This window comes from Actinomyces israelii DSM 43320, from assembly GCF_000711965.1.
GTDB lineage: Bacteria > Actinomycetota > Actinomycetes > Actinomycetales > Actinomycetaceae > Actinomyces > Actinomyces israelii.
The window spans coordinates 32,190-57,353 of the sequence record NZ_JONS01000004.1; the positions used below are offsets into that span (position 1 = coordinate 32,190).

Genomic DNA, 25,164 nt, shown 5'->3' on the forward strand with positions numbered 1-25,164 from the left:
CAAGAACCGTGCCTGGCCCGGGCGCGCCCTGCTTCCCGTGCTCGCTGTTGCTGTAGGCTCCCCGCAGGCCCTTTGCGCACCATGGTCGCCCGCCGATCTCAGCGCGGGCGGGAGAGGAGCATCATGAGCGATTTTGTCCCGGCCCCGTCGAGCGCGGACATCGGCGTCTACGGGCTGGGGGTGATGGGGGCGAATCTCGCCCGCAACCTGGCCCGTCACGGGCACTCCGTGGCCGTGTTCAACCGCACTCGGGCCCGCACCGAGCGTCTCATGGAGCGCTACTCGACCGAGGGCGACTTCGTGCCGGCGACGCGGCTGGCCGATTTCGCGGCCTCTCTGCGCCGCCCGCGCGTGGCCATCATCATGGTCCAGGCGGGCGCGGCCACCGAGGCGGTGATCGGCCAGCTGCGCGAGCTCTTCGAGCCCGGCGATATCATTGTCGACGCCGGCAACACCTTCTACAAGGACACCCAGCGTCGTGAGGCGGAGCTGAGGAGGGACGGCATCCACTTCGTGGGCGTGGGCGTGTCCGGGGGGGAGGAGGGCGCTCTGCTCGGCCCCTCCATCATGCCCGGGGGCACCAGGGAGTCCTACGACCGGCTCGGCCCCATGCTCGAGTCCATCTCCGCGCACGTGGACGGCGCCCCCTGCTGCGCGCACGTGGGGCCCGACGGCGCCGGCCACTTCGTCAAGATGGTCCACAACGGCATCGAGTACGCCGACATGCAGCTCATCGCCGAGGCCTACGACCTGCTGCGGCGCGTCGCCGGGCTCGACGTGCCCGCCATCGCCGAGGTCTTCCGCTCCTGGAAGGACTCCGAGCTCGACTCCTACCTCATCGACGTCACCGCGGAGGTCCTCGACCGCACGGACCCCGCGACCGACGAGCCGTTCGTCGACGTGATCGTTGATGCAGCCGGTCAGAAGGGCACGGGCGTGTGGGCCACCCAGACCGCGCTGGAGCTCGGGACCGCGGTGCCGGCGATCGCCGAGGCGACCTTCGCGCGCGCCGTGTCCTCCTCGGCCGCGGCCCGCGCCGCCGTGCGCGAGGCCGACCTGGACGCCGGGGCCCGCACGATCGCCTTCGACTCCGATGAGGACACCGCGGCCTTCGTCGAGGCGGTCAAGCAGGCGCTGTACGGCTCGAAGATCGCCGCCTACGCCCAGGGCTTCGACGAGATCGCCACCGCCAGCGCGCGGGACGGCTGGAATGTGGATCTGGGCGCCATGGCGCGCATCTGGCGCGCCGGCTGCATTATCCGCGCCCGCTTCCTGGACGATATCGCCCGCGTCTACGAGGACGGCCGCGAGCCGGCCGGCCTGCTGACGGCGCCTGTTTTCGCCCGGGCCCTGGAGACGGTGCTGCCCGCGTGGCGCGAGGTGGTGGCGACCTCCGCCCTGACGGGCGTGCCCGCCCCGGCCTTCGCGTCCTCGCTGGCCTACGTCGACCAGCTCCGCGCACCGCGTCTGCCCGCCGCTCTCATCCAGGGGCAGCGCGACTTCTTCGGGTCCCACACCTACCACCGGGTCGACGACCCCGCCGGCGTCTACCACGTCCTGTGGGCCCGGGACGGCCGCCCCGAGGAGAAGTGGGACTGACCGGGCGACCGGGCCTGTTTCCTCCTCACCGGCCTGAGACGGCCGCCGGGCCCGGCCCGCACCCGTCCAGGGGTGCGGGCCGGCCGGTGAGTCAGTAGCGGGAGCCGTATGTCGACCTGCAGTCGCCCCCGTACCTCATGGAGTAGCTGCGTCCTCCGCAGCTCTTGCCGAAGGCCTCATCGTCGCTTCCGTAGGAGGAGCTGTAGTAGAGGCTGTCGCAGTCGGCCATGTTCCCGGCGGAGCACGAGCTCCTCAGGCTGCTGTTCGACGACGAGCCGTATGGCGGGCGACTCGGGGAGGAGTACGAGTGGTCCTCCCACTCCAGGTCCTTGAGCTGCTGGGCGACGTCGGCGACCACGAGAATGGGCGTGGCGATCGCGGCGGACTGGGTGACCTCCTCGGCGAAGTCGTCGGCGTCATCGGAGTCCACCCCCCAGTCGGTGAGGGTGTCGGCGAGCTTGTTGAGAGCGCCCTGCGAGGGATGCAGGTTGAAGATGTTGACAATCGTCCCCGAGGAGGACACGTGCCAGGTTCCGTCGCTCTTCTCCACCACCACTCCGAGGTGATCGGGATTGGCGAGCTGACGGGTGAAGTCGACAGATGCGGTGTTGTTCTCGGACGCGGATGTGGTCACGTCCACCTTGCCGTCGTTGAAGGCCAGAGTGACCTTCCGGCTGCTGTCATCGGGGTGGAGGGTCACCGTGGAGCTGCCGGGGTGAACGACGGTCTTGCCGCTGCCGATGCTCGTGGAGGTCAGGTTCCAGTCGATCTGCACCGACTTCGAGGCCCTCTCGGAGAACTCCTGGTCCTCGCCGATCATGGTGGGTCCGTAGACCATGGCCAGGCGGCGCTCGGGCAGAGAGAGCATGCCGACGACGTTGTCGTCGAGCAGGTCGCTGGGACGGCGGGCGTCCAGGACGGCGTCGGTCAGCTTCTCGACCGCGTCCTCGGCCGAGGACGCCCCCTTGGCCGAGGTGAAGTCGGCCTTGTAGCTCGGTGTCTTGATGTTATCGTCATAGCGCGCCCGCTCCCGGTAGGCCCACTGCGCAACGGTCATCGTCGGGGAGACGAACCAGCGCCCGTCCTCCTGGACCATGACGAGCTCGAGCGGGATGTCGTCCGAGAAGCTCTTGGCGACATCGCCGTTGTAGGACGCGTCCGAGAAATCCAGGTCGTTGAAGAAGTCCTTCTCGTCCCCGTCCAGGGGCTCCCCCTTGGCCGACTCGTAGCGGGTGCGCAGCGTCGTGGCCAGGCTCTGGTCGACATTGACCTTGAGCTTCCAGGAGGAGACGGTCGCGATGGCCAGGCTGTCGGACTTCTTGTCGATGGAGTACTCCATGTTGGAAGACGTCACATTGATGGCCTTCAGGTAGCTGTCGAGCGCGTCCTTGGACATGAGCTTGTCGGGATCTGTCTTGGAGGACTTGTCGGTATCGCCGCCGTCGTTCTTCCGTACCGCCTCGGCGGAGTCGGAGACGGTGTCGATCTCGGCGGGCGACACCATTTTGAACAGGGTCATGACGTCCTTGTCCTGCACGGCCTGGGACAGGTAGTCCATGGCGGCCTCGGGGGAGGAGGCCCCGCGCTGGAAGAAGTGGGAGTAGACGGTGTAGGCGCCGCCTCCGAGCACCAGGGCGACGGCGAGCACCGCGGCCGCAATGCCCCGGGTCTTTCTGGTCCATCGCTTGCGGCCGCCCCGGACGGGCGAGACGGGCGGGGGCGGAGCCTGACTGAAGGCGACAGCCGGGGCCGACGCAGCCGACGCCGGCAGCGGCGTGGGGGCGCCCTGGCCTTCGGCGGGCGGAGGCGGCGGGGCAAGGGGCGTGGGCATGGGAGCGGGGGCCGGCTCCGCCTGAGTCTCAGTCTGCTCGGCGCGCATCGAGTCCGCCCGGAGCTCGGAAGCGGCCAGGGCCTCCTTGACCGCCGGGTCATCGACCTGCCCGAGCCACTGCCGCAGATCCGGGTAGAGCGCCGGGTTGGCCGCCAGAGCGGGCCACAGGTCGGGACGCTCAGCGGCGATCCTGGCCATGTCATGGGCACTCGTGCCGGGATCGGAGGCCTGCTCGGGGGAGAAGCCTGGGGGGCTGGGGGGACCGGCGGGATCAGTCATCGTCTACCTCCGTGGGATGACATAGAGAAGCGGGTCGTGCGGACCGCAACACGGCACTCAGGATAGTGAGCCGTGCGCCTCCTCACCAGATACAATTTCTGATACAGCATCCGCGTCGTGCCCGCTGCTCCGGGCGCCGGGGCGATGGGCGTCCCGGCCGGCAGCAGCGGCGGCCTGGAACGCGCTGAGCGTAGAGAACGCGATTATATTGTCAGTGGCACGCGCCGCGACGGTATGGTGTGACCACACCGGCGCGACCCGCGCCGCCCGACCCGAGGGGAACAGATGCCGAGCACTCCGATCGAGCCGGATCCCAGCACGACCCAGTCCTTCGGTGCTATGGATTTCAGTGCTGATTCGGCTGCGTCGCTTATCGGACTGTCGCAGCAGGATCGCGCTGCGATCGCCGCCCTGCCCGCAGGAACGGCTTTGCTGCTGGTCCAGCAGGGCCCGACCACCGGCGCCCGCTTCCTGCTCGACGCGGCCGAGACGACCGTGGGCCGTCACCCGCGCGCGGACATCTTCCTCGACGACGTGACGGTCTCGCGCAAGCACGCGATCTTCTTCGCGCTGCCCGAGGGAGGCTTCGCCGTGCGCGACTCGGGCTCGCTCAACGGCACCTACGTCAACCGCCAGCGTGTCGAGCAGGCCGCTCTGCGTCGAGGCGACGAGGTCCAGATCGGCAAGTACCGAATGACCTACCACCCCGGCCCGGTCGCGGGCGCGGCTGCGCAGTGAGCGCCGTCCCCGCACGCCGTCGTCCCGCTGAGCGCGATGCGGCCGACGCCGAGGTCCCGCCCTGGCCCCGAGACGTCTCCCGCAAGCCGGAGATGAAGATCTCCGAGGTGGTGGACCGGCTCAAGGCGGAGTTCCCGGCCCTTTCCCTGTCGAAGGTCCGCTACCTCGAGGGGGAGGGTCTCATCGCCCCCTTTCGGGTCGGCAACGGATACCGGCGCTACTCCCAGGCCGATGTCGAGCGGCTCCGCTACACGCTGACGGCCCAGCGCGACGAGTATCTGCCGCTGTCGGTCATCCGGCAGCGGCTCGCCGAGCTGGATGCCTCGCCTCAGGCGCCCGAGCCCTCCCCGGTCCCGCGCGTGGTCGCGGCCGGCGGCCATGCGGTGGTGGGCACCAGCCTGGACGCCGCATCGCTGGCCCACCACGCCGGCGCCTCCGTGGCCCAGCTGGAGGAGCTGGTTGCGATCGGCGTCGTGGCGCCCGACGCCCACGGCCGTTTCGACGCGCGCTCCCTGCGGACGGTGTCGCTTGCACTGCGCGCGCACCGGCTCGGCATTCCTCTGCGCAACCTGCGCTCGGTGCGAGCCGCGGCCGAGCGCGAGGCCGACGTCGTCGACCTGGCTGTGCGGTACAAGCGGCTGCGGTCGAGCACGGCCGCCGAGGACGCCGCCTCCGAGCTCGCCGGAGTCCTCGCGGACCTGCACACGGCTCTGCTCCACCAGGCGGTCTCGGCGCTGGGCTGAGAGGCGCCCCCGGGGAGGGACCGAACCGGTCGAGGTTCCGCCTCCGTTCGCCGGACACGGCGCCCGCGCGCCCGTAGATTTGGGTCCGTGAGCACCATGACACTGGTGAGCGTCCGCTCCACAACGTCCCAGAACGGCCTGGTCGCCATCCTCGTTGAGGACGGCGGTCCTGCGATGGTGGCAGTCCCCGTCACCCCTCGTGAGGGCCTGCTGCTCAGCTCTGGTGAGGCCAGCGAGGTAATGCGCACCTTGACCTGGACGACTCTGCTCGGGCAGACGTGCCGGGCGCTGGGCGGCCGCGTCAGTGCTGTCGAGCTCGATGTCGACGCCGATGCGGCGCTGTGCGCCTGCGTGGTGCTCCTTCAGGGCGAGATCGAGCACCGGGTCCCGTGCTCGCCGGCGGAGGCGCTGGTCGCGGCGCAGTCGTTGGGCCGTCCCGTGGTGGCGACCGCAGGGCTCCTGCGGCTGCGGGGGCTGGACCTCGATGCTCAGGGGCTGTGCCTGCGCTTCGCGCAGTGGCGCCGGGAGCTGGAGGCGGTGGCGGTCGATGAGGCGGCGTCGTCAGCCTGATCCGCGACACGCGAGACGGAAGTGACGCATGTGACGAATAATGTGATGTGAATCACATGCTCTGTCGTAGGGGATCCACCCGTTTGCCCTGCAATCAGGCCGCAAATCGCTAACAGAATGCGGCAAAACTTGACCTCGCCCTGAGATTGAGACATCCTCGACAGGCGGACGCGGCGCGCCCTTCATTGAGCACCGCGGGCAGTGGCCCTATCGTGGGTCCTGGTCGGGGACACCCGCCCGACCCCCACCGCCACGGGGCGCGCCCAGCGCGCACGCCCCCATTCCGACAGGAGCAGGTCAGTTGAGCGCGAACGAGGCCAGTCTTCATGCCCCAGCACTTCAGCGCGGCCAGGGGATGCTCTTCGGCGACCCGCTTCCCGAGCTTGATGTCAACACAGGCTACCGCGGACCAATCGCCTGCCGCGCCGCCGGCATCACCTACCGGCAGCTGGACTACTGGGCCCGCACCGGACTGGTCGAGCCCTCCATCCGAGGCGCCAGGGGCTCAGGCTCTCAGCGTCTGTACTCCTTCCGCGACATCCTGCTGCTCAAGATCGTCAAGCGGCTGCTCGACACCGGCGTCTCCCTCCAGCAGATCCGCACCGCGGTCAACGCCCTTCACCAGCACGGCGTGGAGGACCTGACCTCCATAACGCTGATGAGCGACGGCGCCTCCGTCTACGAGTGCACCAGCGCCGATGAGGTCATCGACCTCGTCCAGGGGGGCCAGGGCGTCTTCGGCATCGCCGTGGGGCGCGTATGGCACGAGGTTGAGGGCTCCCTGTCCGAGCTTCCGGTCGACCATGCGAACCGGCCCCCGGTGATTGAGGACGAGCTGGCCAAGCGTCGCGCCGCCAAGTGCCGGCTCGGCTGAGCGAGCGCGTGTCGGCGGCGGGCGGTGCCGATCGCCCCGCGCCCTCACCTCACAGTTCCTACACGACCTGAGCAGAAAGGCTCCGCAATGAAACTTGGCAGCTCGGATCTTGATGTCAGCCGCATGGGACTGGGCGGCAACGTCTTCGGCTGGACGGCCGACGAGGAGGCCTCGCGCCGCGTCCTGGACGCCTACACCGGCGAGGGCGGCAACTTCATCGACACGGCCGACGGCTACTCCGCCTGGGCGGACGGCAACGCCGGGGGAGAGTCCGAGACGATCATCGGCTCGTGGCTGCGCAGGCGCGGACGCCGCGACGACGTCGTCATCGCCACCAAGGTCTCCACCAAGCCGGACCGGGCCGGACTCGCGCCCGACAACGTCCGCACCGCCCTCGGGGAGTCCCTGGCGCGCCTGCGCACCGACTACGTCGACCTCTACTACGCGCACTTCGACGACCCGGACACGCCCCTGGAGGAGACCGTGGCGGTCTTCGAGGAGCTCCGCGCCGCCGGCAAGACCCGCTACGTGGCGCTGTCCAACTACGACCCCCGGCGCATCGAGCAGTGGTGCGCCATCGCCGAGTCCATGGGGGCACAGGCGCCCGTCGCGCTCCAACCGCACTACAACCTCCTCCACCGCGGCGACGTCGAGGGGCCCGGAAACCGAGGGGAGACGGCGGCCGCCCACGACATGGGGCTCGTCCCGTACTTCTCGCTGGCCGCGGGCTTCCTGACCGGGAAGTACCGCCGGGGCGAGGCGGCCACCACCGCGCGCTCCTCGATGGTGGCGGACTACATGCGCCCGGAGTGCTTCGCCGTCGTCGACGCGCTGCGCGAGATCGCAGCGGCCCACGGCACGCAGCCGGCCGCGGTCGCGCTGACCTGGCTGCGCGACCGCCCCGGCGTGGTGGCCCCGCTGGCCTCGGCCCGCACCACCGAACAGCTCGCCCCGATCCTGACGGCGCTCACTCTTCGACTCGCACCGGAGGAGACCGACCGGCTCACCTCGCTGTCGGGCGCCGTCTGAACAGGCCGTCTACGCGGATGAGAGCGGGCCGTGCCCGAGGGCCGGCCCGCCCCCGCCCTCATGACTCCGGGTGCCGGGGTCCTCAGGCGGTGCGGCGCCCGAGGACGTAGGTGCGGCTGTGGCCGTCGCTGAGGTCGGTCAGCGTCACCCGCACCAGGCCGGACTCGTCGGCCTCGTAGCGCTCCTCCATCTGCGGGCCGCCGCCCGTGCGCGTCACAGGTATCGAGGACAGGTCGTCGATATCGCGCAATGAGGCATCGAAGGGGAACAGGACGTCCTCGTAGGGCGCGAGCTCCCCGCGGGGCTCGCCGTCGTCGTCGACCCCCGCGCACTCCACGAAGCGGTAGCGCCCGATGTTGTGGACCGCCTGGTAGCGGCGTGTGGCCACGGTGGCGCTGACCCCGCCGCCCTTCTGGATGGAGTCCTCGGTCAGGATCGCGTCGAAGGAGGTGCGCGTGCCGCCGTCGGCCTCCCGGAAGACGCCGAAGCCGCGCGAGAGCCGGTCCGTCAGCCGGACGTTGGCGTCACGGTCGGCGGCGATCGCCAGGCCGATGGCGGTGGAGGCCCCCGGGTAGGGGGAGCGGTGGACACGGCGTCCGAACCGCTTGCGCAGCATCCTGGGCACCAGCGGCAGGCCCGAGGCGCCGCCGACGAGGTAGATCCCGGCGATGTCGGTCAGGTCCGGGCCGCCGTCCTCCAGCCTGCCGACCAGGGGCGCCATCACGTCCACGCTGCGCTGGATCAGGGGCGTCGTGGCCTCGTAGAGGTCCGCCACGGGCAGCACCACGTCGTTGTCGCGCACGCGGACGACCATGCGCCGCGACTGCGGCGCCAGGGCCTCCTTGACGTCGCGGCACTGGTCGAGCAGGTCGCCGAGCTGGGTGCCGCTCAGGGAGGCCTCGTCCACGGACGCGCGCGCTAGCACCAGCTGGGCCAGGATGAGGTCGACGTCGTCGCCGCCTAGGTCGCCCAGCCCGCGGGAGGCCAGCACCTCGTGCGAGGGCCCGTTGACGTCCACCAGGGAGGTGTCGAAGGTTCCGCCCCCCAGGTCGTAGACCAGGACGCGCGTGCGCCGGGAGGACACGGTGGACGCCTTGCGGTGGGTGTACTCGAAGCCGGCGGCGCTGGGCTCGTTGAGCATGGCGGTCACGTGGAACCCCGCCGCCCGGAAGGCGTCGAGCGTGAGCAGGCGCTGCGCCCCGTAGGCGTGCGCGGGCACGGCGACCACCACGTGCGCGTCCTCGCTGCCGGGGTCGGCGCCGTCGAGCACCCCGGAGGTGGCCATCTGCCGGCGCAGGTCGGTCAGGAAGGACACGAGTACCTCGCCGACGCTCAGCGTGCGGTCGCCGAGGGTCACCGTGCTCGACGCGCTGACCGACGGCGCCGCCAGGGTGCGTTTGAGGCTGCGCAGGAGCGGAGCGCCCTCGCGGGCGGCCTGGCGCGCGCGGAAGCCGTGCACCAGGCCGTCATCGGTCAGCGCCGTCAGGGACGGGTAGTAGTCGTGGGAGTCGCCGTTCGTATCGGTGAAGGACAGAACAGGGTAGTTGCCCCGGTCGGCGCGGGCGACGACCGTTCTGGTCGTGCCCAGGTCGATTCCGAGGTCCAGGTGAGAAGTGGCCGCGGTGCGGCCTTTCCGGGACTTGGAAGAGCGTGTGCTTCCACTTCGGGCTGCCATGGTCCGACCCTATCGTTGCTGTCCCGATATAACGCTCAGGGCGCGCTGGGGAGTCGGCCTCGTCTTGCTTCGCCGACGGCGAGCGGCCGCTCACGCGGGTCGGGCGGCGACGGATGCCGCGGTGCCGTCTCCGGCACCGCCGAGGGACCGGGTGAACAGTTGGTGAACAGTCAGAATCTCGCTGTCGGGCGGGGTCGGCCGCTGGTAACAATGAAGGTGGACCGCGTCCGTGCGGTCCGGATCCCCGGCCCGATCGGCGTCAGCCGCACCCGGGACCCAGATCCGCTCACCCGACCGAGAATAGTATGACTGCAACCTTGTTCATCGTGGTGGTCGTCGTCGCGACCGCGCTGGTCTTCGACTTCACCAACGGATTCCACGACTCGTCCAACGCCATGGCGACATCCGTCGCCACCGGGGCCTTCACTCCCAGGCGCGCTGTCCTGGTCGCGGCCGTGCTGAACGTCATCGGCGCCATGATCTCCACGGAGGTCGCCAAGACGATCTCTCACGGCATGTTCAACGACGCGCTCATCGAGGCGGCGCCCGCAATGGTCTTCGCCGGCCTCGCCGGCGCGATCCTGTGGAACCTGGCCACCTGGCTCTTCGGACTGCCGTCCTCCTCCTCGCACGCGCTCTTCGGCGGGCTGATCGGCGCCGTCATCATGGCCGCGGGCATCCAGGGCGTGCACTGGGGCACGGTGATCTCCAAGATCATCCTGCCCGCGATCATCGCCCCCTGCGTGGCCGGGACGGCGTCGGCGCTGGCCACCTGGATCGCCTACCGCATCGCCCGGCCCACCGACCGCTTCAGTCAGACGATCTTCCGCAACGGGCAGCGGATCTCGGCATCAATGGTGGCACTCGCCCACGGCACCTCCGACGGGCAGAAGACCATGGGCGTCATCACCCTGGTCCTGATCGCCGCCGGCTACCAGGAGACGGGGACCGGCCCCCAGTGGTGGGTGGTCGGCGCGGCCGGGCTGGCCATCGGCCTGGGCACCTACTCGGGGGGCTGGCGCATTATGCGCACGATGGGCAAGGGACTGGTCCACATCGACCCGCCGCAGGGCTTCGCCTCCGAGACCGCCTCAACAGTGGCGATCCTCGCCTCCTCCCACCTGGGCTTCGCCCTGTCCACCACCCACATCTGCACGGGCTCGATCCTGGGCACCGGAGTGGGCAGAGGGGCCAAGGTGTCCTGGGGGACCTTCGGGAAGATGGGCATCGCCTGGCTCGTCACCCTGCCCTGCGCCGCCGTGGTGGGCGCGGTGACGTCCCTGATCGCCGTCAGGGGCGGCGTCCCGGGCACTATCGCCGTCATCGTCCTGCTCCTGGCCGGGGCCTGGATCATTATCCGCCAGGCCGGCCACAACCGGGTCGACTTCTCCAACGTCAACGACGCCGACTCCGTCGTCGTGGCCAAGCAGCCCGACCCCGAGCTCGGCCGCGCCCCCAAGACCCTCAACGAGGTCAAGAAAGAGCTCGTCGGCGCGGCCACGGTCACCACCGCCGCGCCGCAGCAGAGGGAGAGCGTCGCATGAGCATCGACTGGGCGTCCCTCGGGCTGGTCGCGGCGGTGACCGTGCTCGGCACGGGCCTCGTCCTGGCCATCACCTCCTCGGCGGTCCGCATGCTCGGCGAGGCCCGGCTCAAGCGCACGGCCGGGCAGGTCAGGGGCCTGCGCGCCGCCGAGCTGGCGGCCGGCTTCTTCCTGGCGCTGGCCCTGGGCATCGTCCTCTTCGGCCTGTGGCTCATGATCCCCTACTACCACTGAGGTCTCAGCGCGGCCGCCGCGCGCGGGTTTCTGACGGATCCGAGCAGGCGGCCAACGGCCGTCGATTCCGACGGCGGGGCTTGCTACCCTTCGCTCATGGCGGAGGACCTCGCAGCGCTCGCCCGGGAGACGATCGCCTCGTCCCGTGCGAGCCGGGACCCGGACTACCCCCTGATCCACCTGGCTCCGCCCATCGGGCGCCTCAACGACCCCAACGGGCTGCTCGTCGACGGGGACGCCTACCACGTCTTCTACCAGCTCGGTCCCTTTCACCCCGGCCGCAAGCTCGTGTACTGGGGGCACGCCTCCTCGCCCGACCTGCTCACCTGGAGCCAGCACGGTCCCGCGATCGTCCCCGACTCCGCCTACGACCGCTCCGGCGCCTACTCGGGCGGCGCCCTCGTGCTCGACGACGACGAGGCCGCCCGCGCGCCGGCCGGCGCCCGCTTCCAGCTGTTCTACACGGGCAACCTCAAGGACCCGGTGACCGGCGTGCGCACCTCCACCCAGGCGCTGGTGACCAGTCCTGATCTGGCCCGCTTCACCAAGTGGCCCGGCAACCCGATTATCGAGCGCCCCGACGGCTACACGGCCCACTTCCGCGACCCGCAGGTGTGGCGCGACCCCGACGCGCCGGGCGCCTACCGGATGATCGTGGGCGCGCAGCGCCTGGACGCAACGGGGGCGGCCCTGCTGTACCGGTCAACCGATCTGGCCGCATGGCGTTTCGAGGGCGAGCTGCGCTTCCCCGACGCGCACGGCGCCCTCGACTCGCTGGGCTACATGTGGGAGTGCCCGGGCATTGTCCGCCTGCCCGACGAGACGACCGGCGGCGAGCGCGACGTCCTCATCTTCTGCCCCCAGGGCATTCGGCCCCAGGAGGAGGGGTACGAGAACGTCTTCCCCTGCGTCTACGCGGTCGGGCGCCTGGTGGGCAACGAGCTGCGGGACTGCGACGGCCAGATCCGAGAGGTCGATCGGGGCTTCGAGTTCTACGCGCCGCAGGTCTTCGCAAGGCACCCCTCGCGGCCGGGGCCGGCACTCCTCATGGGGTGGGCCGGCAACGCCGACGAGGACGACCAGCCCAGCGTCGACTCCGGGGGCTGGGCCCACGCCATGACGGCTCCCCGCGCGCTCACCCTGCGCGCGGGCCGCCTCATCCAGCGTCTGGCGCTTCCGCCTCCCGACGACGCGGCGGCACCTGGGGTGAGTGGTCTGGGCGGGGTGCCGGTGACGGGGCGGGCCCGGGTCGCCGAGCTCCGGGGGCATCGCTCCTGGCACCTTGAGATGGAGGCAGAGAGTCTCGAGGCGACGGGGGAGGCCGGCCGGTGGGGCCTGCGCATCGGGGAGGAGTCGTGCTGCGTCGATATCGACCTGGTGGCCTCCGCCTCCGGCGCGCAGCTGGTGGTGGACCGGACGACGTCGAGGTACGCCATCCACGGCGCGAGGCGGCGGGTCACGCTGCCCGAGCGGGTTCGCCCGCGCCTGGAGGTGCTCCACGACCGCTCGATCACCGAGGTCCTGGTCGGCGACGGTGATATCGCCTTCACCCTGCGCAGCTTCCTGCCTCCCGACGCCTCGGGCGCCACCGTGAGGACCGACGGCGTCCTGAGGCTGCGGCGGGCCGGGGCGCGGACACTCGACTGAGGACGCCGGACGCCCCTGGGGTCCGGCACCCGCATGAGACTGACTTCTCACTTACGCTTGCAACGAACCACTGTTCAACGATACTATGACGATCGTTTGACACAAGGTCTGGACGCCCGGGTCTCACGGTTGTTTCCCACGCGTCATCTCCCCTCTGAGCTCACCGCCGAGCGCCCAGGCCCCAGAGAAAGGAAACCCGGGTGGCGATGGACCACGCCCGAGTGGCGAAAGACGTCCTGACGTATGTCGGCGGCGCAGAGAACATCAGTGCAGCGGCGCACTGCGCAACCAGGTTGCGCCTTGTCCTGAACGACATGGACAAGGTGGACCAGAAAGCTCTCGACAAGGACCCCGACCTCAAGGGGACCTTCATCGCGGGAGGCATGTTCCAGATTATTGTCGGTCCCGGCGACGTGGACAATGTCTTCTCCGAGATGATCACCAAGGGCGGTGTCAAGGAGGTCTCGAAGGACGAGGCGAAGGAGGCGGCCGCCAAGGGCGGCAACCCAGTCTCCCGGTTCATCAAGACGATCGCGGACATCTTCGTCCCGATCCTGCCGGCCCTGATCGCCGGCGGTCTTATGATGGCGCTCAACAACGTCCTGACAGCCGAGGGCCTGTTCGGCAGCCAGTCGCTGGTTCAGCGCTGGGCCTGGCTGAAGGACTACGCCGACCTGATCAACATGATCTCCTCGGCGGCCTTCGCCTTCCTGCCCGTGCTCGTGGGCTACTCCGCCGCCAAGCGCTTCGGCGGCAATGTCTACCTCGGTGCCGCCATAGGCGCCGCCATGGTCTCCACCTCGCTGCTCCCGGCCGACTCCATGAGCAACAGCACGGCGCGCGCGAACTTCTGGATCTTCAAGGGGACGACGTCCTGCGTGATCGGCTCCGACGGCTGCGATATCACCAGCGCCGTGGACAACTGGAGCCTCTTCGGCCTGCACGTGGACAAGATCGGCTACCAGAACATGGTCATCCCGGTGCTCTGCGTGGCCTGGATCCTGTCGGTCATTGAGAAGTGGCTCCACAAGCGCCTGTCCGGCACGACCGACTTCCTGCTGACCCCGCTCGCCACGCTGCTGGCGACGGGCTTCCTCACCTTCGTCGTCGTCGGCCCCGTCACCCGCGTGCTGTCGGACTGGATCACCGACGGCCTGGCCTGGACCTACAACACCCTGGGCCCGATCGGCGGCTTCCTGTTCGGCATGGTCTACTCGCCGATCGTGGTGACCGGCCTGCACCAGTCCTTCCCCGCCGTCGAGCTGCCGCTCATCGCAGAGATGGGCAACGGCGGCCCCGGCTCCTTCATCTTCCCGATCGCCTCCATGGCCAATGTCGCCCAGGGCGCCGTCACGCTGGCCGTCTTCTTCAAGGCCAGGGACGCCAAGATGAAGGCTCTGGCCGGTGCCGGTGGCGCCTCGGCCGTCATGGGCATCACCGAGCCCGCCATCTTCGGTGTCAACCTCCGCCTGCGCTGGCCCTTCTACATCGGCATGGGCGTCGCCTCCCTCGGCGGGGCCGCGGTCGCCCTGCTCGGCATCCACTCCCAGGCCCTGGGAGCCGCCGGCTTCATGGGCTTCGCCTCCATCGTCCCTGAGGACATCCCCAAGTACCTCCTCCTCGAGGCGATCGTCTTCATCGTCGCCTTCGCCGCCGCCTTCGCCTACGGCTCCACCCGCGGCAGGGCCTCGCTCGCCGGTGAGGCCGACGACGTGGACGAGGCCGCCCTCGAGGCCGAGATCCTGGCCGCGCAGGCCGATATCGAGATCCCGGAGGAGGCCGCGGCGGACTTCTCCGTCACCTCTCCCATCCGGGGCCGCGCCGTCCCCCTGTCCGAGGTCAAGGACCAGACCTTCGCCTCCGGCATGCTCGGCCCGGGCCTCGCCGTCGCCCCCGCCGAGGGGCCGGTCGTCTCCCCGGTCGACGGCGAGGTACTCGTCGCCTTCCCGACCGGTCACGCCTACGGGCTGCGCTCGGCCAGCGGCGTCGAGCTGCTCATCCACGTCGGCATGGACACCGTCGAGCTGGACGGCAAGCACTTCAGCCCCAAGGTCAAGGCCGGCAACAAGGTCCGCCGCGGCCAGGTCCTGGTCGATGTCGACTGGGCCGCGGTCAAGGAGGCCGGCTACGAGACGGTGACGCCCATCGTGGTCTCCAACGGCGCATCCTTCGCCGGCATCGCCGATGAGCGCACCGGCGACGTCGAACGCGGCGACGCGCTCTACGTCGTCGAGGCCGCCGAGAGCGAGGAGAAGACCCCCGAGCCGGCCGGCAGCAGCGCCTCCTGACCTCTCCCGTCCGGCGCCACGGCGGTGGCCCGCCCTGGTCCAGGGCGGGCCACCGCCGTCATCGAGTGGCGGCCGACGGCCTCAGGTCGTGTTGCCCGCCAGGAGCCGGACGGGCAGGGGAGCGGGGGACAGGCTCCTGGGTGCAGGGGGCTCGGCGTCGCCGGCGCTCTCGGCGCGGGCGTCGATCTGCCTGAGCAGGATGTCGACGGCGCACGCGGCCAGGTCGGCGATCGGCTGCTCTATGGTGGTCAGTCCCGGCAGCGCCCGACGCACCGCCGCCGTGGCGTCGAAGCCGATGACCTTGAAGTCCCCAGGCACGCTGCGACCGCGCTTGCGGGCCCACTCCAGGACCGCGGCCGCCGTCAGGTCGTCGGTGGCGAAGACGGCGTCGACATCGGCGGGCATGGAGTCCAAGCCGGCCTCAATGAGTCCAGCCCGTTCGGAGTCCGGCGTGTGGAAGTCGACCGTGCGCACCACCGGCTCGACTCCGGCTCCGAGCAGCACGGCGAGGTAGCCGGCCTCGCGGCGGTTGTGCGGCCCGGTCCGCGAGGTGAGCAGCGCGGGCCTGTGCGCCCCGCGCGCCAGCAGGTGCTCGGTCGCCGCGCGCCCGCCCGCCTCGTTGTCGCAGGCGACGTTGGGGATCGTGGGGGACAGGAGGCGGTCGACGGTCACCAGCGGCATGCGCACCGTGCGGTACTCGGGCAGGGTCTCGTTGTGGGCGCCCGAGATAATGCCGTCGACGCGGTGGGAGACGAGCAGGTCGAGGTACTCGCGCTCACGGTCCGCCCGGCCCATCGAGTTGCACACGAGGATCCGGTAGCCGTGGTCCGCCAGGGCGTTCTCGATCTCGGCCGCCACCTGGCCGAAGAAGGGCAGGGCCACGGTGGGGACGATGACCCCGACGATGTGGGTGGACTTGCCGTGCAGCGCCCGCGCGACCTGGTTGGGCCGGTAGTTGAGCTCGGCGATGGCGTCGGCGACGCGGTCCTTGGTCCCCTGGCTGAGGTAGCCGCGGTTGTTGAGCACGCGGGAGACCGTCGTCAAGGAGACGCCTGCGACCTGAGCGACGTCAGCCAGGGTCGGCTCTCGGCGCGAGCTCATCATGGTCTCCTCGGGTTATCAGACAAATGCCGCCTAAGCCTATGCCAGGGTGCCACCATCTGGTGAAGACCGCGTCACCGTGCGGCAGGATTGCCGAGGTCACGCGTGGCACAGCGCGGGCACAAAGCCCTCATAGTAGCCGATCATGGCACGTGCGATCGCGGCGTGGCCGGCGTTGTCGGGATGGATGCCGTCCATCGAGAGCCTGTCCTGCTCGCCGTTGATCGCAGTGCTCATGGCATCGGTCGAGGTCAGTCCGAGCTCTGTGGCCCGCTCGTGCACCATGCGCCTGACGACGCCGAAGCGCGGTCCGGTGCCGAGCGCCGGGAAGTAGGGGGCGACGACGACGGGCGTGCCGCGCAGGCGCGCGGCGAGGAACGACAGGTCATGGTCGACCGCCTGCCGCACGAGGTCGAGCTGGGAGGGCAGGAAGGCGGCGTCGTTCAGGCCCAGGCTGACGGTGAGGACGTCGGGCTCCGCGCGCAGCGCCGCCTCGAGCCAGATGGCGTCGCGGCAGGACGGGGCGCGGTCGCCTCCGGGCAGGCGCCCTCCGCGGCGGGCGAAGAAGCCCACGCCGTCAGCGGCGAGGTTCGCCTCGCGCCATCTCAGGTGTTCGCAGACCAGGGAGCTCCACCGGTTGCGCGGGTGGGTGACGGCCCGCCACCCGGTGGTGACCGAGTCGCCGAGGAAGACGGCGGTGGGGAAGGACTGCGGACGCGGTACGGAGGACACCCACCGACCATACGGCCACGGAACGTCGCGGGCCGGTGAGGTGCGCCCGCGGCCTCTTCTCGTCCCATCTCGTCCCACACGTCCCAGGTGTCTCAGCAGGTTCACAGGCTATGCGGGGGAGCGATGAAGGTCGGGCTCATACCGTTGCCGCCATGAGCGGGCAGGGCAGGACGCACGGGGTTCCGGTGACCTACATCGACGCCGACGGGAGGCCGATCGAGGCGCCGCGCGGCTTGGACGCCGGCCGGGACGACGCGGGCGAGCGGCCCGCGATGTTCGTGCACATGAGCTGTCGCGTGAGTTCTGTCGAGCTCGGCTCGTCCAGCGTCAGGGCCCTGGAGCCCGTGTGGCGCACCGCGCTGGTGTGGGCGGCGGTCGCCTTCGTCGCTGGAGCGCTCATGGTGGCGCTGAGCAGCGGCCTCGCCGCCGTCGTGCTGTGGCCGCTGGGCGGCTTCACCATGATCGTCGCCGCGAGCGCCCTGTGGGGGGCGTGGACGGCCCGCCGCCTGGCGCGCAGGACGCTCACCTCGTCGCCGGCCCGCGGCTCGTCGGTGAACCGCCCGGCGCCGGGCGACCGCAGGGGCTGAGGGACCGCGGGTCCTCAGGCGCCTCCTCCTGCACTTGTAATGTCATAATGTGCATTATCGGCGATGTAGGATGGTGGCTCCGAGCCCCGGGAGCCGGATCTCCGTGCGCCGTCCGTCCGCGTGGATGACGGTCCGCTCGACCGGCTCGTCGTGCTGCGACAGGACGACGACGAGCTCCCCGCCGTCGTCGTCGACCAGGACGTCGGCCAGGACGCGCGGGTCTTCGACGTGGGCGGGCCGCCGGACGCCGGCCAGCTCGGCGAGCGCGTCGTAGAGCCGCCACGTGTCCTCGGGGTTGACGCGCCCCAGGCGCGCGGCGAAGTACTCCAGCGGATAGGTGCACAGCACCGCGCGTCCCGGGCCGTGGCGCTTGACGACGATCGCCGGACGGCCGTGCGAGTCGTGCGCGACGACGTCGGCGCCGTCGAGGGCGCGCACGGGCAGGAAGGCACGGGCCTCCCGGTTGCCGGCGGCGCGGAACCGCAGGGTGGCGCCCTCGGGCAGCGGCCCGAGCGGCTCGACGAAGGTGATCTCCACCGTCTCGTCCTCGACGGGGTCGTTGAGCCCGTAGGTGAGCTCCTGGGCGACCCCGAACAGGCAGTCGAGACCGGTCCACCAGGGCCCGCGCTGGGCGGTCGTCTCGCCCGCGCAGTAGGACGCGTACACGGTGGCGCCGCCGCGCGCGAGCTCGACCAGACGGGGCCAGGTGGCGGCGGCCAGCTGCTTGGTCGACGGCGCCAGGTACAGGTCGTACCCGCTCTCGATGCCGCCGGCCAGGCCGTCCTCGGGCTCGTGGACGATGCCCGGGGCGAGATCGGCCTCCTTCGCCGCGACATAGGCCTGCTCGCTCGCGTCGACGATGAGCGCGCGCTCCTCCTCGGTCGTAAAGGGGTAACGGGCGGTCAGGCAGGACGGGACGATGATCCCGGTCGCGGTCGGCGCGCGCCGGAGACCGGCCAGGTCGGTCCCGGCCAGCTCCTCGGAGAAGATCCGCAGCTCCTCCAGCGGCGGCTTGGGCGCACCGGCGGCGTCAGTGATGCCGAAGTGCATCTCGAAGGGGTGGTGGCTGTAGGGCCGCTGCTCCCTGAGGTCGTCGAAGTCCGTGTTGTTCCAGGCCACCCAGCCCGAGGCTCCGGCCGCGAGCGTGGAGTGGAGCAGCTGGCGGTAGTAGGACGCGCTCCCCCGCGCGGAGACGAAGTCGCTCGACAGCCCGAACTCCTCCATGATGACCGGCTTGCCCGCGACCTGGGCGAGCTCGCACACGAATGCGGCCTTGAGGTGCTGACGCAACCGGTCGTTCTCCATCCGGTACACGTGGGGGCCGATGAAGTCGACCAGCTCGCCGTAGGTGAGCGAGGAGAATCCCGAGTCGTGCCCCGTGGTCTCGACGCCCCAGGCGCCGTCCCCCAGGCTCACCGGCTGGTGCCCGCCGCCCGCGCGCACGGCACCGACCATGAGCAGGGCCCAGGCGCTTATGACCTCCTCATCGCCCTCTCCCCCGTAGATCGGGATCTCGTTGGAGATGAGCCATCCGATGACGGCCGGGTGGTCGTGAAAACGGCGGGTCAGCTCCGTGATGTACCACGCCTGCCGGGCCACCATCCACACATCCGTGTAGAGGTCCCTGCCGTGACGCCACGACGGGTCCCAGTTCTCCCCCGACATGTGGCCGACAATGAATGTCGGGATCGTCCCCATCCCCACCTCCCGGTGTGCGTCGAGGAAGTCCCGGTACCGGTCGCAGGCCCCCTCGTCGATCGTGTCGGGAGCGGGCATGAAGTCGGGCCAGTAGAAGAATGAGCGCGTCATTGTCAGGCCGTGCTCGTGCAGGACCCGGAGCTCCTCGCGGACGATGCCGGGGTCGTAGCGCGACCACATTCTGGGACCGCCCGTGCGCGACCAGAAGTTGGCTCCGATCCACGGCCGGGACTGGCCGGAGCTGTTGATCATGTGCATGGGGCGGGTGGGCATAGCGGTCCTCGGGTGATAGGCGGGGGCGCGTTCCTGTCGCGCTCTCGGGGGCGGGATTATTTCACGGAGCCGGCTGTCAGGCCTGCCACGAAGCTCTTCTGGAGAATCAGGAAGGCGATGACGACGGGCACGGACACGGCCAGCGAGGCGGCCATGATCTGGTTCCAGTAGACCGCCGTCTGGGTCGAGTACAGCCTCAGCCCCACCGCGAGCGTGCGGTTGGCGTCGGTCGTCATCACCGAGGCGAAGAGGACCTCTCCCCAGGCCGTCATGAAGGAGTAGATGGCCACCGCCACCAGGCCGGGCCGGGCGGCCGGAAGGATCACCCTGATAAGAGCCCCCAGGGGCGAGCAGCCGTCCACCTTGGCGGCGTCGTCGAGCTCGCGGGGAATGCCGTTGAAGTAGCCGGAGAGCATCCAGATGGAGAACGGGAGGGAGAAGGTCAGGTACGTGAGGATCAGCCCACCGCGGGTTCCGACGAGCTGTATCCCGAACGCCGTGTTGATATTGACGAAGATGATGAACAGCGGCAGGAGGAAGAGCACGCCCGGGAACATCTGCGTCGACAGGATCGTCGTCGTGAACAGGGTCCTGCCGTGGAACCGGTAGCGGGAGACGGCGTAGGAGGCGAAGACCGCGATGATCATGCTGAAGAGCGTCGCAATGGTCGACACGATGATCGAGTTGAGGAAGTAGCTCCCCAGCGGCACCGTCTTCCACATGTCCAGGAACGGAGAGACCGTCAGGCTCGTGGGCCACCATGTGAAGTCCCCCTGGACGTCCTGGAGCGGCTTGAGCGAGGAGCTGACCATCACGTAGAGCGGAAGGAGCACGAAAAGGCTCAGCAGGACGACGACCACGAGCCTCAGGGCCTTGAAGGCCGCCGTGTCACGCATCCTCCGACCTCCTGTTCAGGTAGGCGATGTAGAGCCCGCTGACCGCCAGCAGGGCCAGAAGCAGGAGGACCGACATCGCCGAGCCCGCGCCGAAGTTCCAGGTGAGGAAGGAGGCGTTGTAGATGTGGAAGGAGATGAGGTCCCCGGCCGCCGGCTGGGAGGTGCCGAACAGGACGTACGGGGTGTTGAAGTCGTTGAATGTCCACAGGAACATGTTGAGCAGCAGGACGAGGTTGACCGGGCGGAGCATCGGCAGGGTGATGGACCACCACTGGCGGAACCGCCGGGCGCCGTCCAGGGAGGCGGCCTCGTAGACGTCGTCCGGTATGGACTGCAGCCCCGCCATGAGCATGAGGAAGGCGAAGGGCCACCACCGCCAGATGGCGACGACGACCAGGGCGACGAACGCGTTGCCGCCGATGAGCCAGAAGGCGCCCTCGTCGAGGATCCCCAGGTTGTCGACGAGAATGTGGTTGATGGCGCCGTTGTCCTTCTGGAACATGAAGTTCCACGCGATGACACCGGCGTACATCGGCAGGGCGTACGGGATGAGGAAGAGCGTGCGGACGACCGCCCTGCCCCGGAAGGGGCGCTGGAGGACGACGGCGGCGAGCATTCCCAGGCCCCAGGAGATCCCGACCACGAGCACGGTGAAGGCGCAGGTGACGAGGAGGGAGCTGCGGAATCCCTGGCCGGTCGAGCTCGACATGTCCAGGACCTTGCGGAAGTTGTCGAGGCCGGCGTTCGGGGCGGCGGCCCAGTTGCTGATGAAGAACTTGGTCAGCTTCTTGAAGCTCATCCAGATGCCGGTGAGCATCGGGACGACGTGGATGAAGAGCTCGAAGATGACGGCCGGAAGGATGATGAGGTAGGGAAGGTACCAGCCCTGCTTGCGGGCCGGGCGGTCCCGGAGGCGCCCGGCCCGCGCGCCGGCAGCGCGCGTGCTCATGACCGGTCAGCCGATGGCGGCGGAGACGGAGTCCTGGGCGCTCTGAAGAGTGGCGCGGACGTCGTCGGCGGTCAGGACGGAGCCGGTCGCGATCTTCGCGAACATGTCGTTCATGGCCTGCCCGACCGTCGACTCGAACTGGTCCTCCGCGGGCACGAGCGGCAGCGGCTTCGAGCGCTTCTCGTAGACCTCGGTGAAGGTCGTGATCTCCTCCTGGTCCTCGGTGAAAGTCGGGGCCTCGTCCTTGAGGACGGGCAGCGTCGTGAACGCGCTGCCGAGCGTGGCCTGCTGGGCGGGCTCGGTGAGGAACTTGACGAGCTGGAGCGCCCCGTCCCGGTTCTTCGTGCCGGCGAAGACCGAGATGTTGATGCCGGCGACATGGCTGGCGACGTCTGCGGCGGCGGCCTTGGGCGCCGGGTAGGGGACGACGCCGAATGCGTCGGAGGTCATGCCGTTGGCGGCGATGGTCGTGTCGGCGTTGTTCTGGTTGATGATCATCGCCGCCTTCCCGTTGGCGAAGTCCGCGACGGAGTCCGTGCCGTTGTCGTACTGGGCGTTCGAGGTGTTGACCACCTTGTCGGTCTGCATGAGGTCCAGGTAGCGCAGGATGCCGTCGACGACGCCCTGCCCGGTGAAGGTCGGGCTCCCCTGGTCGTCGAAGAGGTCGCTGCCGTTCTGCGCGGCGTTGATGAAGGCGTAGTGGGCGTTCTCGGTGTAGCTGCCCGCGGCCAGGGACAGTCCGTAGACGCCGTTGGCGGCGCTGGTCAGCCTCTTGGCCGCCTCGACCATCTCCTCCCAGGTCCTGGGCGGCTCCAGCCCGGCGTCGGAGAACATCCTGCGGTTGTAGTAGAGGCCGTAGGCCAGGCCGTAGAGCGGCAGCGAGGTGGGCACGGTCTCGGCGGCCCCGCAGGTCTCGAGGGCGGTGGCGACGAACTTGTCGGCCCCGCCCACGGCGGTCATCGCCTCGTCGTCGAGCTCCAGGAACGCGCCCGTGGCCTGGAGCGAGACGGCCCAGGTGTTGCCAATGTTGACCACGTCCGGGGCGTCGCCGGAGGTGACGGCCGTCTGGATGCGGGTCTGCAGGTCGTTCCAGCCGATGACCTCCAGGTTGACGGTGATGCCCGTGTCCTCGGTGAAGGTCTCCAGCAGCGGGGTGAGCGCCTCCTTGTCGGCGTCGATACTGGTGCCCTGGTTCGAGGCCCAGTACGTGAGCGTCTTCGAGTCTCCGCCGGACGACGACGATCCCGAGCAGCCGGAGGAGGCGGTGATGGCGGCAAGGGCGGCGGCCAGGCTCGACGCCTGGACGAAGCCGCGACGGGTGAGGGTGTGAACCATGGTTTCCTCCTTGAAACCTAGGGGCCTTCGGCGATGGGTAGTCAACCGAAGCGCTTCGGTTAGACGGTATGCGATATCGCCTGGCGAGTCAAGGGTCACGGCTATGAGTCGCCCGCGGGTGCGGGTGCGGCCCGCAGCGTTGACTGCCGGGCGATGAGCGGAGAGCCGGCATCGGTCCGCCCGAGGAGACGGGAGTCCTCGCCGCCCGGCGAGTCCCCCGCGGACAGCAGGCTCAGGAGCATGGAGGCGCAGTCGGCCCCGTACCGCTCCGGGTGGCGGTCGAGCGCGGTGATGGTCGGCGTGCTGACCGCGCACAGGACCGAGTCGTCCCACGCCACAATGCGGCACTGGTCCGGCACGCTCACGCCGAGCGCCTCGAGCCTGCGCGCGGCCCCGACGGCGATGAGGTCGTTCGCGGCGATCATGGCGTCGGGTCGGCCTTCGCGGGAGGCGACGAGGGCCTGAGCGGCCCGCTCGCCGTGCTCGATCGTGTAGGTGCCGATCGCCGTCGTGTAGAGGATCCCCAGCTCCGAGCAGCGCTGCGCGACGCACTGGCGGCGGCGGAGCTCGTGGCGGTGCCTCTGCGGGCCGAGCGCGTGAAGGATGTGCCGGCACCCCTGGGAGTGAAGGTGGTCGACGACGGTGACCGCGTCCCTGGCGTCGTCGACCAGTACCGCGGGCGCGCCCGGGTGCATGGTCGGAGCCGTCCCGTGAATGACCGCGGGCAGGTCCAGCTCGCGCAGCAGCGGGACCCGGGGGTCCTCGACGGGCTCGTCGAGGAGGATGACGCCGTCGACGCGTCGCTCCGCGGCCCAGCGCCGGTAGATCGCGAGCTCCTCGTCGATGCCCGCGTCGATGAGCTTGATGGTGAGCTCGACGCTCGTGTCCTGCAGGACCGACTCGACTCCGGCGATGAACCGGAGGTAGTAGGGCTCGGTGCCGATTACGGAGAGCTCGTCGCGCACCACGATCCCGAGGGCCTCGGCGCGCGAGCGGGACAGGGCGCGCGCCGACAGGCTGGGGCGGTACCCGACCCGGGCGGCGTACGCGATGACGCGCCGCCGCGTCTTCTCGCTGACCCCCGGCCGGCCGTTGAGCGCGCAGGAGACTGAGGAGATCGAGAGGCGCAGCTCGCGGGCGAGGTCGGAGATGGTCGGCCGGGCGGGCACGGTTACTTGCCGTTGAGCGATGCGTCAATGGCGCAAGGCTCCGGATCGAAAGGGCCCGAGGCGCTCAGTCCGCCAATCATGGCGGGATCCGGGCTCGGCCGCAGTGGCTCCCAGACGACGGTCGTGACGACTGCTGCTGCCATGTGCGCGCCTCCACCCGATCGATCCATCCTCATGATATCACCGATATCGCAACGGGACTGGCGAGCTCGATTCTCACGCCGGAACCGAGCCGGCTCAGGCCTCCCAGGGCGACGCGGTTGGCGGTGAGGTAGACCAGGTGGAAGCTGATCGGTGCTGCCAGTGCGCCCGACATCGGCAGGCGTCGTGCCCTCTCGTTCCCCAGGAGAGATGCCCAGGAGAGTTGCCCAGACCCGCTGCAGGAGGCCGGTGGGCGCGCTATGGTCAGCGCGCCGAGCAGCGCCCGGCCCAGGCTGGTCGCTCGATGTGCGGGGTTAATTATGGAGTCGCCTCACCCTCTTCGACGGACCGCCCTCCGGCGGCTCTCCGATAGCGCTGACATCCGCCCCGCATCCAGGGACACTACTGACATGAAGCACATTATCTGGGACATGGGCGGAACCCTCATCGACACCTACCCCGAGGTGGTGCGCACCCTGAGCCGGGCGGCCTACGGGGACACCGATCCCTCCCACCTGCGTGAGATCGGCGCCCTGACGCAGCACTCGATCGCGCACGCCATCGAGTCGCTCTCGGTTTCACGTAAAGTGCCGCGCGCCGATCTGGAGCGCGCCTACGAGGAGCTCAAGACGCGGTGGCGCACCCGCCCCGCCCCGGTCATGGACGGCGCCCGCGAGCTCATCGCACGGGTCTGGGAGAAGGGCGGCCTCAACCTCGTGGCCACCCACCGCGATCGCGCCAGCGCCACCATGCTCGTCACCGTCCTGGGGCTCGACCTCGATGACATGGTCTGCGCCCCCGACGGGCCAGCGCGCAAGCCCAGCCCGGAGATGAATCTGCTGCTCGCCCGACGCCACGGCCTGGACCCGACCCAGGTGCTGTGCGTCGGCGACCGGCCCATCGACGCGGTCGCGGCCGCCAACGCGGGGATGAACGCCGCGCTCCTGGTCTCCCCCGGCACCGTGCTCACCCTACGGGACGCGGTGGACGGCACGGCGGTGGTGGCCAGCCTGCGCGACCTCATCCCGTTCTTCTGAGAGGCTCAGTGCGGTCCACGTGCCGGCCGGTCTACTCGCCTTCCCCGGGGTGCTGGAGGACCGCCGTCGACTGGGCGACGGGCCGCTGCGCCGCCGGCACTGGATCGGCACTGGATCGGCCTGCTCGGCCCCGCGTGAGCCGCTTTGGGCCGCCCCGGCGGCGCGCACGGCGTCCAGGACGACCTGCGCCGCCATA

At 70.0% G+C, this 25,164-nt stretch carries 21 protein-coding genes; 12 read left to right on the top strand and 9 right to left on the bottom strand.

What is annotated here, in order from left to right:
• The first annotated feature begins 123 nt into the window (after positions 1–123).
• Positions 124–1,599 (top strand): NADP-dependent phosphogluconate dehydrogenase, encoded by a 1,476-nt coding sequence (gene gndA / locus O145_RS02780; RefSeq protein WP_043559472.1) that lies wholly within the window; start codon positions 124–126, stop codon positions 1,597–1,599.
• A 91-nt stretch (positions 1,600–1,690) separates the two neighbouring features.
• On the opposite strand, the gene O145_RS02785 is transcribed toward gndA, so the two are convergent.
• The gene (locus tag O145_RS02785) at positions 1,691–3,709 is read right to left on the bottom strand and encodes a variant leucine-rich repeat-containing protein (RefSeq protein ID WP_156966572.1); all 2,019 of its coding nucleotides are present in this window, start codon (positions 3,707–3,709) and stop codon (positions 1,691–1,693) included.
• 285 nt (positions 3,710–3,994) lie between these two features.
• Between O145_RS02785 and O145_RS02790 the strand changes: the two genes are divergently transcribed.
• From O145_RS02790 to O145_RS02810, 5 genes are all read left to right on the top strand, one after another.
• Positions 3,995–4,447: an FHA domain-containing protein gene (locus tag O145_RS02790; RefSeq protein ID WP_043559479.1), complete on the top strand. Its 453-nt coding sequence runs from the start codon at positions 3,995–3,997 to the stop codon at positions 4,445–4,447.
• Positions 4,444–5,190, top strand: a complete 747-nt coding sequence (ftsR, locus tag O145_RS02795; RefSeq protein ID WP_404975915.1) for a transcriptional regulator FtsR — start codon at positions 4,444–4,446, stop codon at positions 5,188–5,190. Before O145_RS02790 ends, ftsR begins: the two co-directional genes overlap by 4 nt.
• Before the next feature lie 96 nt (positions 5,191–5,286).
• Positions 5,287–5,760, top strand: a complete 474-nt coding sequence (locus O145_RS02800; protein WP_043559482.1) for a DUF151 domain-containing protein — start codon at positions 5,287–5,289, stop codon at positions 5,758–5,760.
• Between the two features lie 355 nt (positions 5,761–6,115).
• Positions 6,116–6,634 (top strand): MerR family transcriptional regulator, encoded by a 519-nt coding sequence (locus O145_RS02805; protein ID WP_043559485.1) that lies wholly within the window; start codon positions 6,116–6,118, stop codon positions 6,632–6,634.
• An 87-nt stretch (positions 6,635–6,721) separates the two neighbouring features.
• On the top strand, positions 6,722–7,663 hold the full coding sequence (locus O145_RS02810) for an aldo/keto reductase (RefSeq protein ID WP_043559487.1): 942 nt from the start codon (positions 6,722–6,724) through the stop codon (positions 7,661–7,663).
• Between the two features lie 82 nt (positions 7,664–7,745).
• Here O145_RS02810 and O145_RS02815 read toward each other — a convergent pair whose 3' ends face one another.
• Complete coding sequence (locus O145_RS02815; RefSeq protein WP_043559490.1) at positions 7,746–9,338, bottom strand: Hsp70 family protein; 1,593 nt, start codon at positions 9,336–9,338, stop codon at positions 7,746–7,748.
• 305 nt (positions 9,339–9,643) lie between these two features.
• Here O145_RS02815 and O145_RS02820 point away from each other — a divergent pair, with 305 nt between their 5' ends.
• The 4 genes from O145_RS02820 (at position 9,644) to O145_RS02835 (ending at position 15,050) form a co-directional block, all read left to right on the top strand.
• Entirely contained in the window at positions 9,644–10,882 is a 1,239-nt protein-coding gene (locus tag O145_RS02820) for an inorganic phosphate transporter (RefSeq protein WP_043559491.1), read from the top strand.
• A complete protein-coding gene (locus O145_RS02825) occupies positions 10,879–11,115 on the top strand; it encodes a hypothetical protein (RefSeq protein ID WP_043559494.1) in 237 nt (78 codons plus the stop codon). The genes O145_RS02820 and O145_RS02825 overlap by 4 nt, the downstream gene beginning before the upstream one ends.
• 96 nt (positions 11,116–11,211) lie before the next feature.
• Entirely contained in the window at positions 11,212–12,762 is a 1,551-nt protein-coding gene (locus tag O145_RS02830; protein WP_043559497.1) for a glycoside hydrolase family 32 protein, read from the top strand.
• Between the two features lie 206 nt (positions 12,763–12,968).
• On the top strand, positions 12,969–15,050 hold the full coding sequence (locus O145_RS02835; protein WP_229118318.1) for a PTS sucrose transporter subunit IIABC: 2,082 nt from the start codon (positions 12,969–12,971) through the stop codon (positions 15,048–15,050).
• Positions 15,051–15,131: 81 nt separating this feature from the next.
• Here O145_RS02835 and O145_RS02840 read toward each other — a convergent pair whose 3' ends face one another.
• Both O145_RS02840 and O145_RS02845 read right to left on the bottom strand, forming a co-directional pair.
• Positions 15,132–16,151 carry a LacI family DNA-binding transcriptional regulator gene (locus tag O145_RS02840; RefSeq protein WP_043559501.1) on the bottom strand — a complete coding sequence of 340 codons (1,020 nt, stop codon included), beginning with the start codon at positions 16,149–16,151 and terminating at the stop codon, positions 15,132–15,134.
• Positions 16,152–16,250: 99 nt separating this feature from the next.
• On the bottom strand, positions 16,251–16,883 hold the full coding sequence (locus tag O145_RS02845; RefSeq protein ID WP_043559503.1) for an SGNH/GDSL hydrolase family protein: 633 nt from the start codon (positions 16,881–16,883) through the stop codon (positions 16,251–16,253).
• 152 nt (positions 16,884–17,035) lie between these two features.
• On the opposite strand from O145_RS02845, the gene O145_RS02850 reads away from it, so the two are divergent.
• On the top strand, positions 17,036–17,470 hold the full coding sequence (locus O145_RS02850) for a hypothetical protein (RefSeq protein WP_156966573.1): 435 nt from the start codon (positions 17,036–17,038) through the stop codon (positions 17,468–17,470).
• 54 nt (positions 17,471–17,524) lie between these two features.
• Here O145_RS02850 and O145_RS02855 read toward each other — a convergent pair whose 3' ends face one another.
• From O145_RS02855 to O145_RS02875, 5 genes are all read right to left on the bottom strand, one after another.
• Entirely contained in the window at positions 17,525–19,441 is a 1,917-nt protein-coding gene (locus O145_RS02855; protein WP_052374580.1) for a cellulase family glycosylhydrolase, read from the bottom strand.
• A 56-nt stretch (positions 19,442–19,497) separates the two neighbouring features.
• Entirely contained in the window at positions 19,498–20,337 is an 840-nt protein-coding gene (locus O145_RS02860) for a carbohydrate ABC transporter permease (protein ID WP_043559508.1), read from the bottom strand.
• The gene (locus O145_RS17900) at positions 20,330–21,286 is read right to left on the bottom strand and encodes a carbohydrate ABC transporter permease (protein WP_043559512.1); all 957 of its coding nucleotides are present in this window, start codon (positions 21,284–21,286) and stop codon (positions 20,330–20,332) included. Before O145_RS17900 ends, O145_RS02860 begins: the two co-directional genes overlap by 8 nt.
• A gap of 6 nt (positions 21,287–21,292) precedes the next feature.
• The gene (locus O145_RS17905) at positions 21,293–22,621 is read right to left on the bottom strand and encodes an ABC transporter substrate-binding protein (RefSeq protein ID WP_043559514.1); all 1,329 of its coding nucleotides are present in this window, start codon (positions 22,619–22,621) and stop codon (positions 21,293–21,295) included.
• Positions 22,622–22,722: 101 nt separating this feature from the next.
• Positions 22,723–23,790 (bottom strand): LacI family DNA-binding transcriptional regulator, encoded by a 1,068-nt coding sequence (locus O145_RS02875; RefSeq protein ID WP_043559517.1) that lies wholly within the window; start codon positions 23,788–23,790, stop codon positions 22,723–22,725.
• A 551-nt stretch (positions 23,791–24,341) separates the two neighbouring features.
• Between O145_RS02875 and O145_RS02880 the strand changes: the two genes are divergently transcribed.
• On the top strand, positions 24,342–24,968 hold the full coding sequence (locus tag O145_RS02880; RefSeq protein WP_052374581.1) for an HAD family hydrolase: 627 nt from the start codon (positions 24,342–24,344) through the stop codon (positions 24,966–24,968).
• Positions 24,969–25,164: the final 196 nt, after the last annotated feature.

Coding starts and splice junctions, on each gene's coding strand:
- gndA (WP_043559472.1), top strand. CDS start 124: ATGAGCGATTTTGTCCCGGCCCCGTCGAGCGCGGACATCGGCGTCTAC.
- O145_RS02785 (WP_156966572.1), bottom strand. CDS start 3,709: ATGACTGATCCCGCCGGTCCCCCCAGCCCCCCAGGCTTCTCCCCCGAG.
- O145_RS02790 (WP_043559479.1), top strand. CDS start 3,995: ATGCCGAGCACTCCGATCGAGCCGGATCCCAGCACGACCCAGTCCTTC.
- O145_RS02800 (WP_043559482.1), top strand. CDS start 5,287: ATGACACTGGTGAGCGTCCGCTCCACAACGTCCCAGAACGGCCTGGTC.
- O145_RS02805 (WP_043559485.1), top strand. CDS start 6,116: ATGCTCTTCGGCGACCCGCTTCCCGAGCTTGATGTCAACACAGGCTAC.
- O145_RS02810 (WP_043559487.1), top strand. CDS start 6,722: ATGAAACTTGGCAGCTCGGATCTTGATGTCAGCCGCATGGGACTGGGC.
- O145_RS02815 (WP_043559490.1), bottom strand. CDS start 9,338: ATGGCAGCCCGAAGTGGAAGCACACGCTCTTCCAAGTCCCGGAAAGGC.
- O145_RS02820 (WP_043559491.1), top strand. CDS start 9,644: ATGACTGCAACCTTGTTCATCGTGGTGGTCGTCGTCGCGACCGCGCTG.
- O145_RS02825 (WP_043559494.1), top strand. CDS start 10,879: ATGAGCATCGACTGGGCGTCCCTCGGGCTGGTCGCGGCGGTGACCGTG.
- O145_RS02830 (WP_043559497.1), top strand. CDS start 11,212: ATGGCGGAGGACCTCGCAGCGCTCGCCCGGGAGACGATCGCCTCGTCC.
- O145_RS02835 (WP_229118318.1), top strand. CDS start 12,969: ATGGACCACGCCCGAGTGGCGAAAGACGTCCTGACGTATGTCGGCGGC.
- O145_RS02840 (WP_043559501.1), bottom strand. CDS start 16,151: ATGAGCTCGCGCCGAGAGCCGACCCTGGCTGACGTCGCTCAGGTCGCA.
- O145_RS02850 (WP_156966573.1), top strand. CDS start 17,036: ATGAGCGGGCAGGGCAGGACGCACGGGGTTCCGGTGACCTACATCGAC.
- O145_RS02855 (WP_052374580.1), bottom strand. CDS start 19,441: ATGCCCACCCGCCCCATGCACATGATCAACAGCTCCGGCCAGTCCCGG.
- O145_RS02860 (WP_043559508.1), bottom strand. CDS start 20,337: ATGCGTGACACGGCGGCCTTCAAGGCCCTGAGGCTCGTGGTCGTCGTC.
- O145_RS17900 (WP_043559512.1), bottom strand. CDS start 21,286: ATGAGCACGCGCGCTGCCGGCGCGCGGGCCGGGCGCCTCCGGGACCGC.
- O145_RS17905 (WP_043559514.1), bottom strand. CDS start 22,621: ATGGTTCACACCCTCACCCGTCGCGGCTTCGTCCAGGCGTCGAGCCTG.
- O145_RS02880 (WP_052374581.1), top strand. CDS start 24,342: ATGAAGCACATTATCTGGGACATGGGCGGAACCCTCATCGACACCTAC.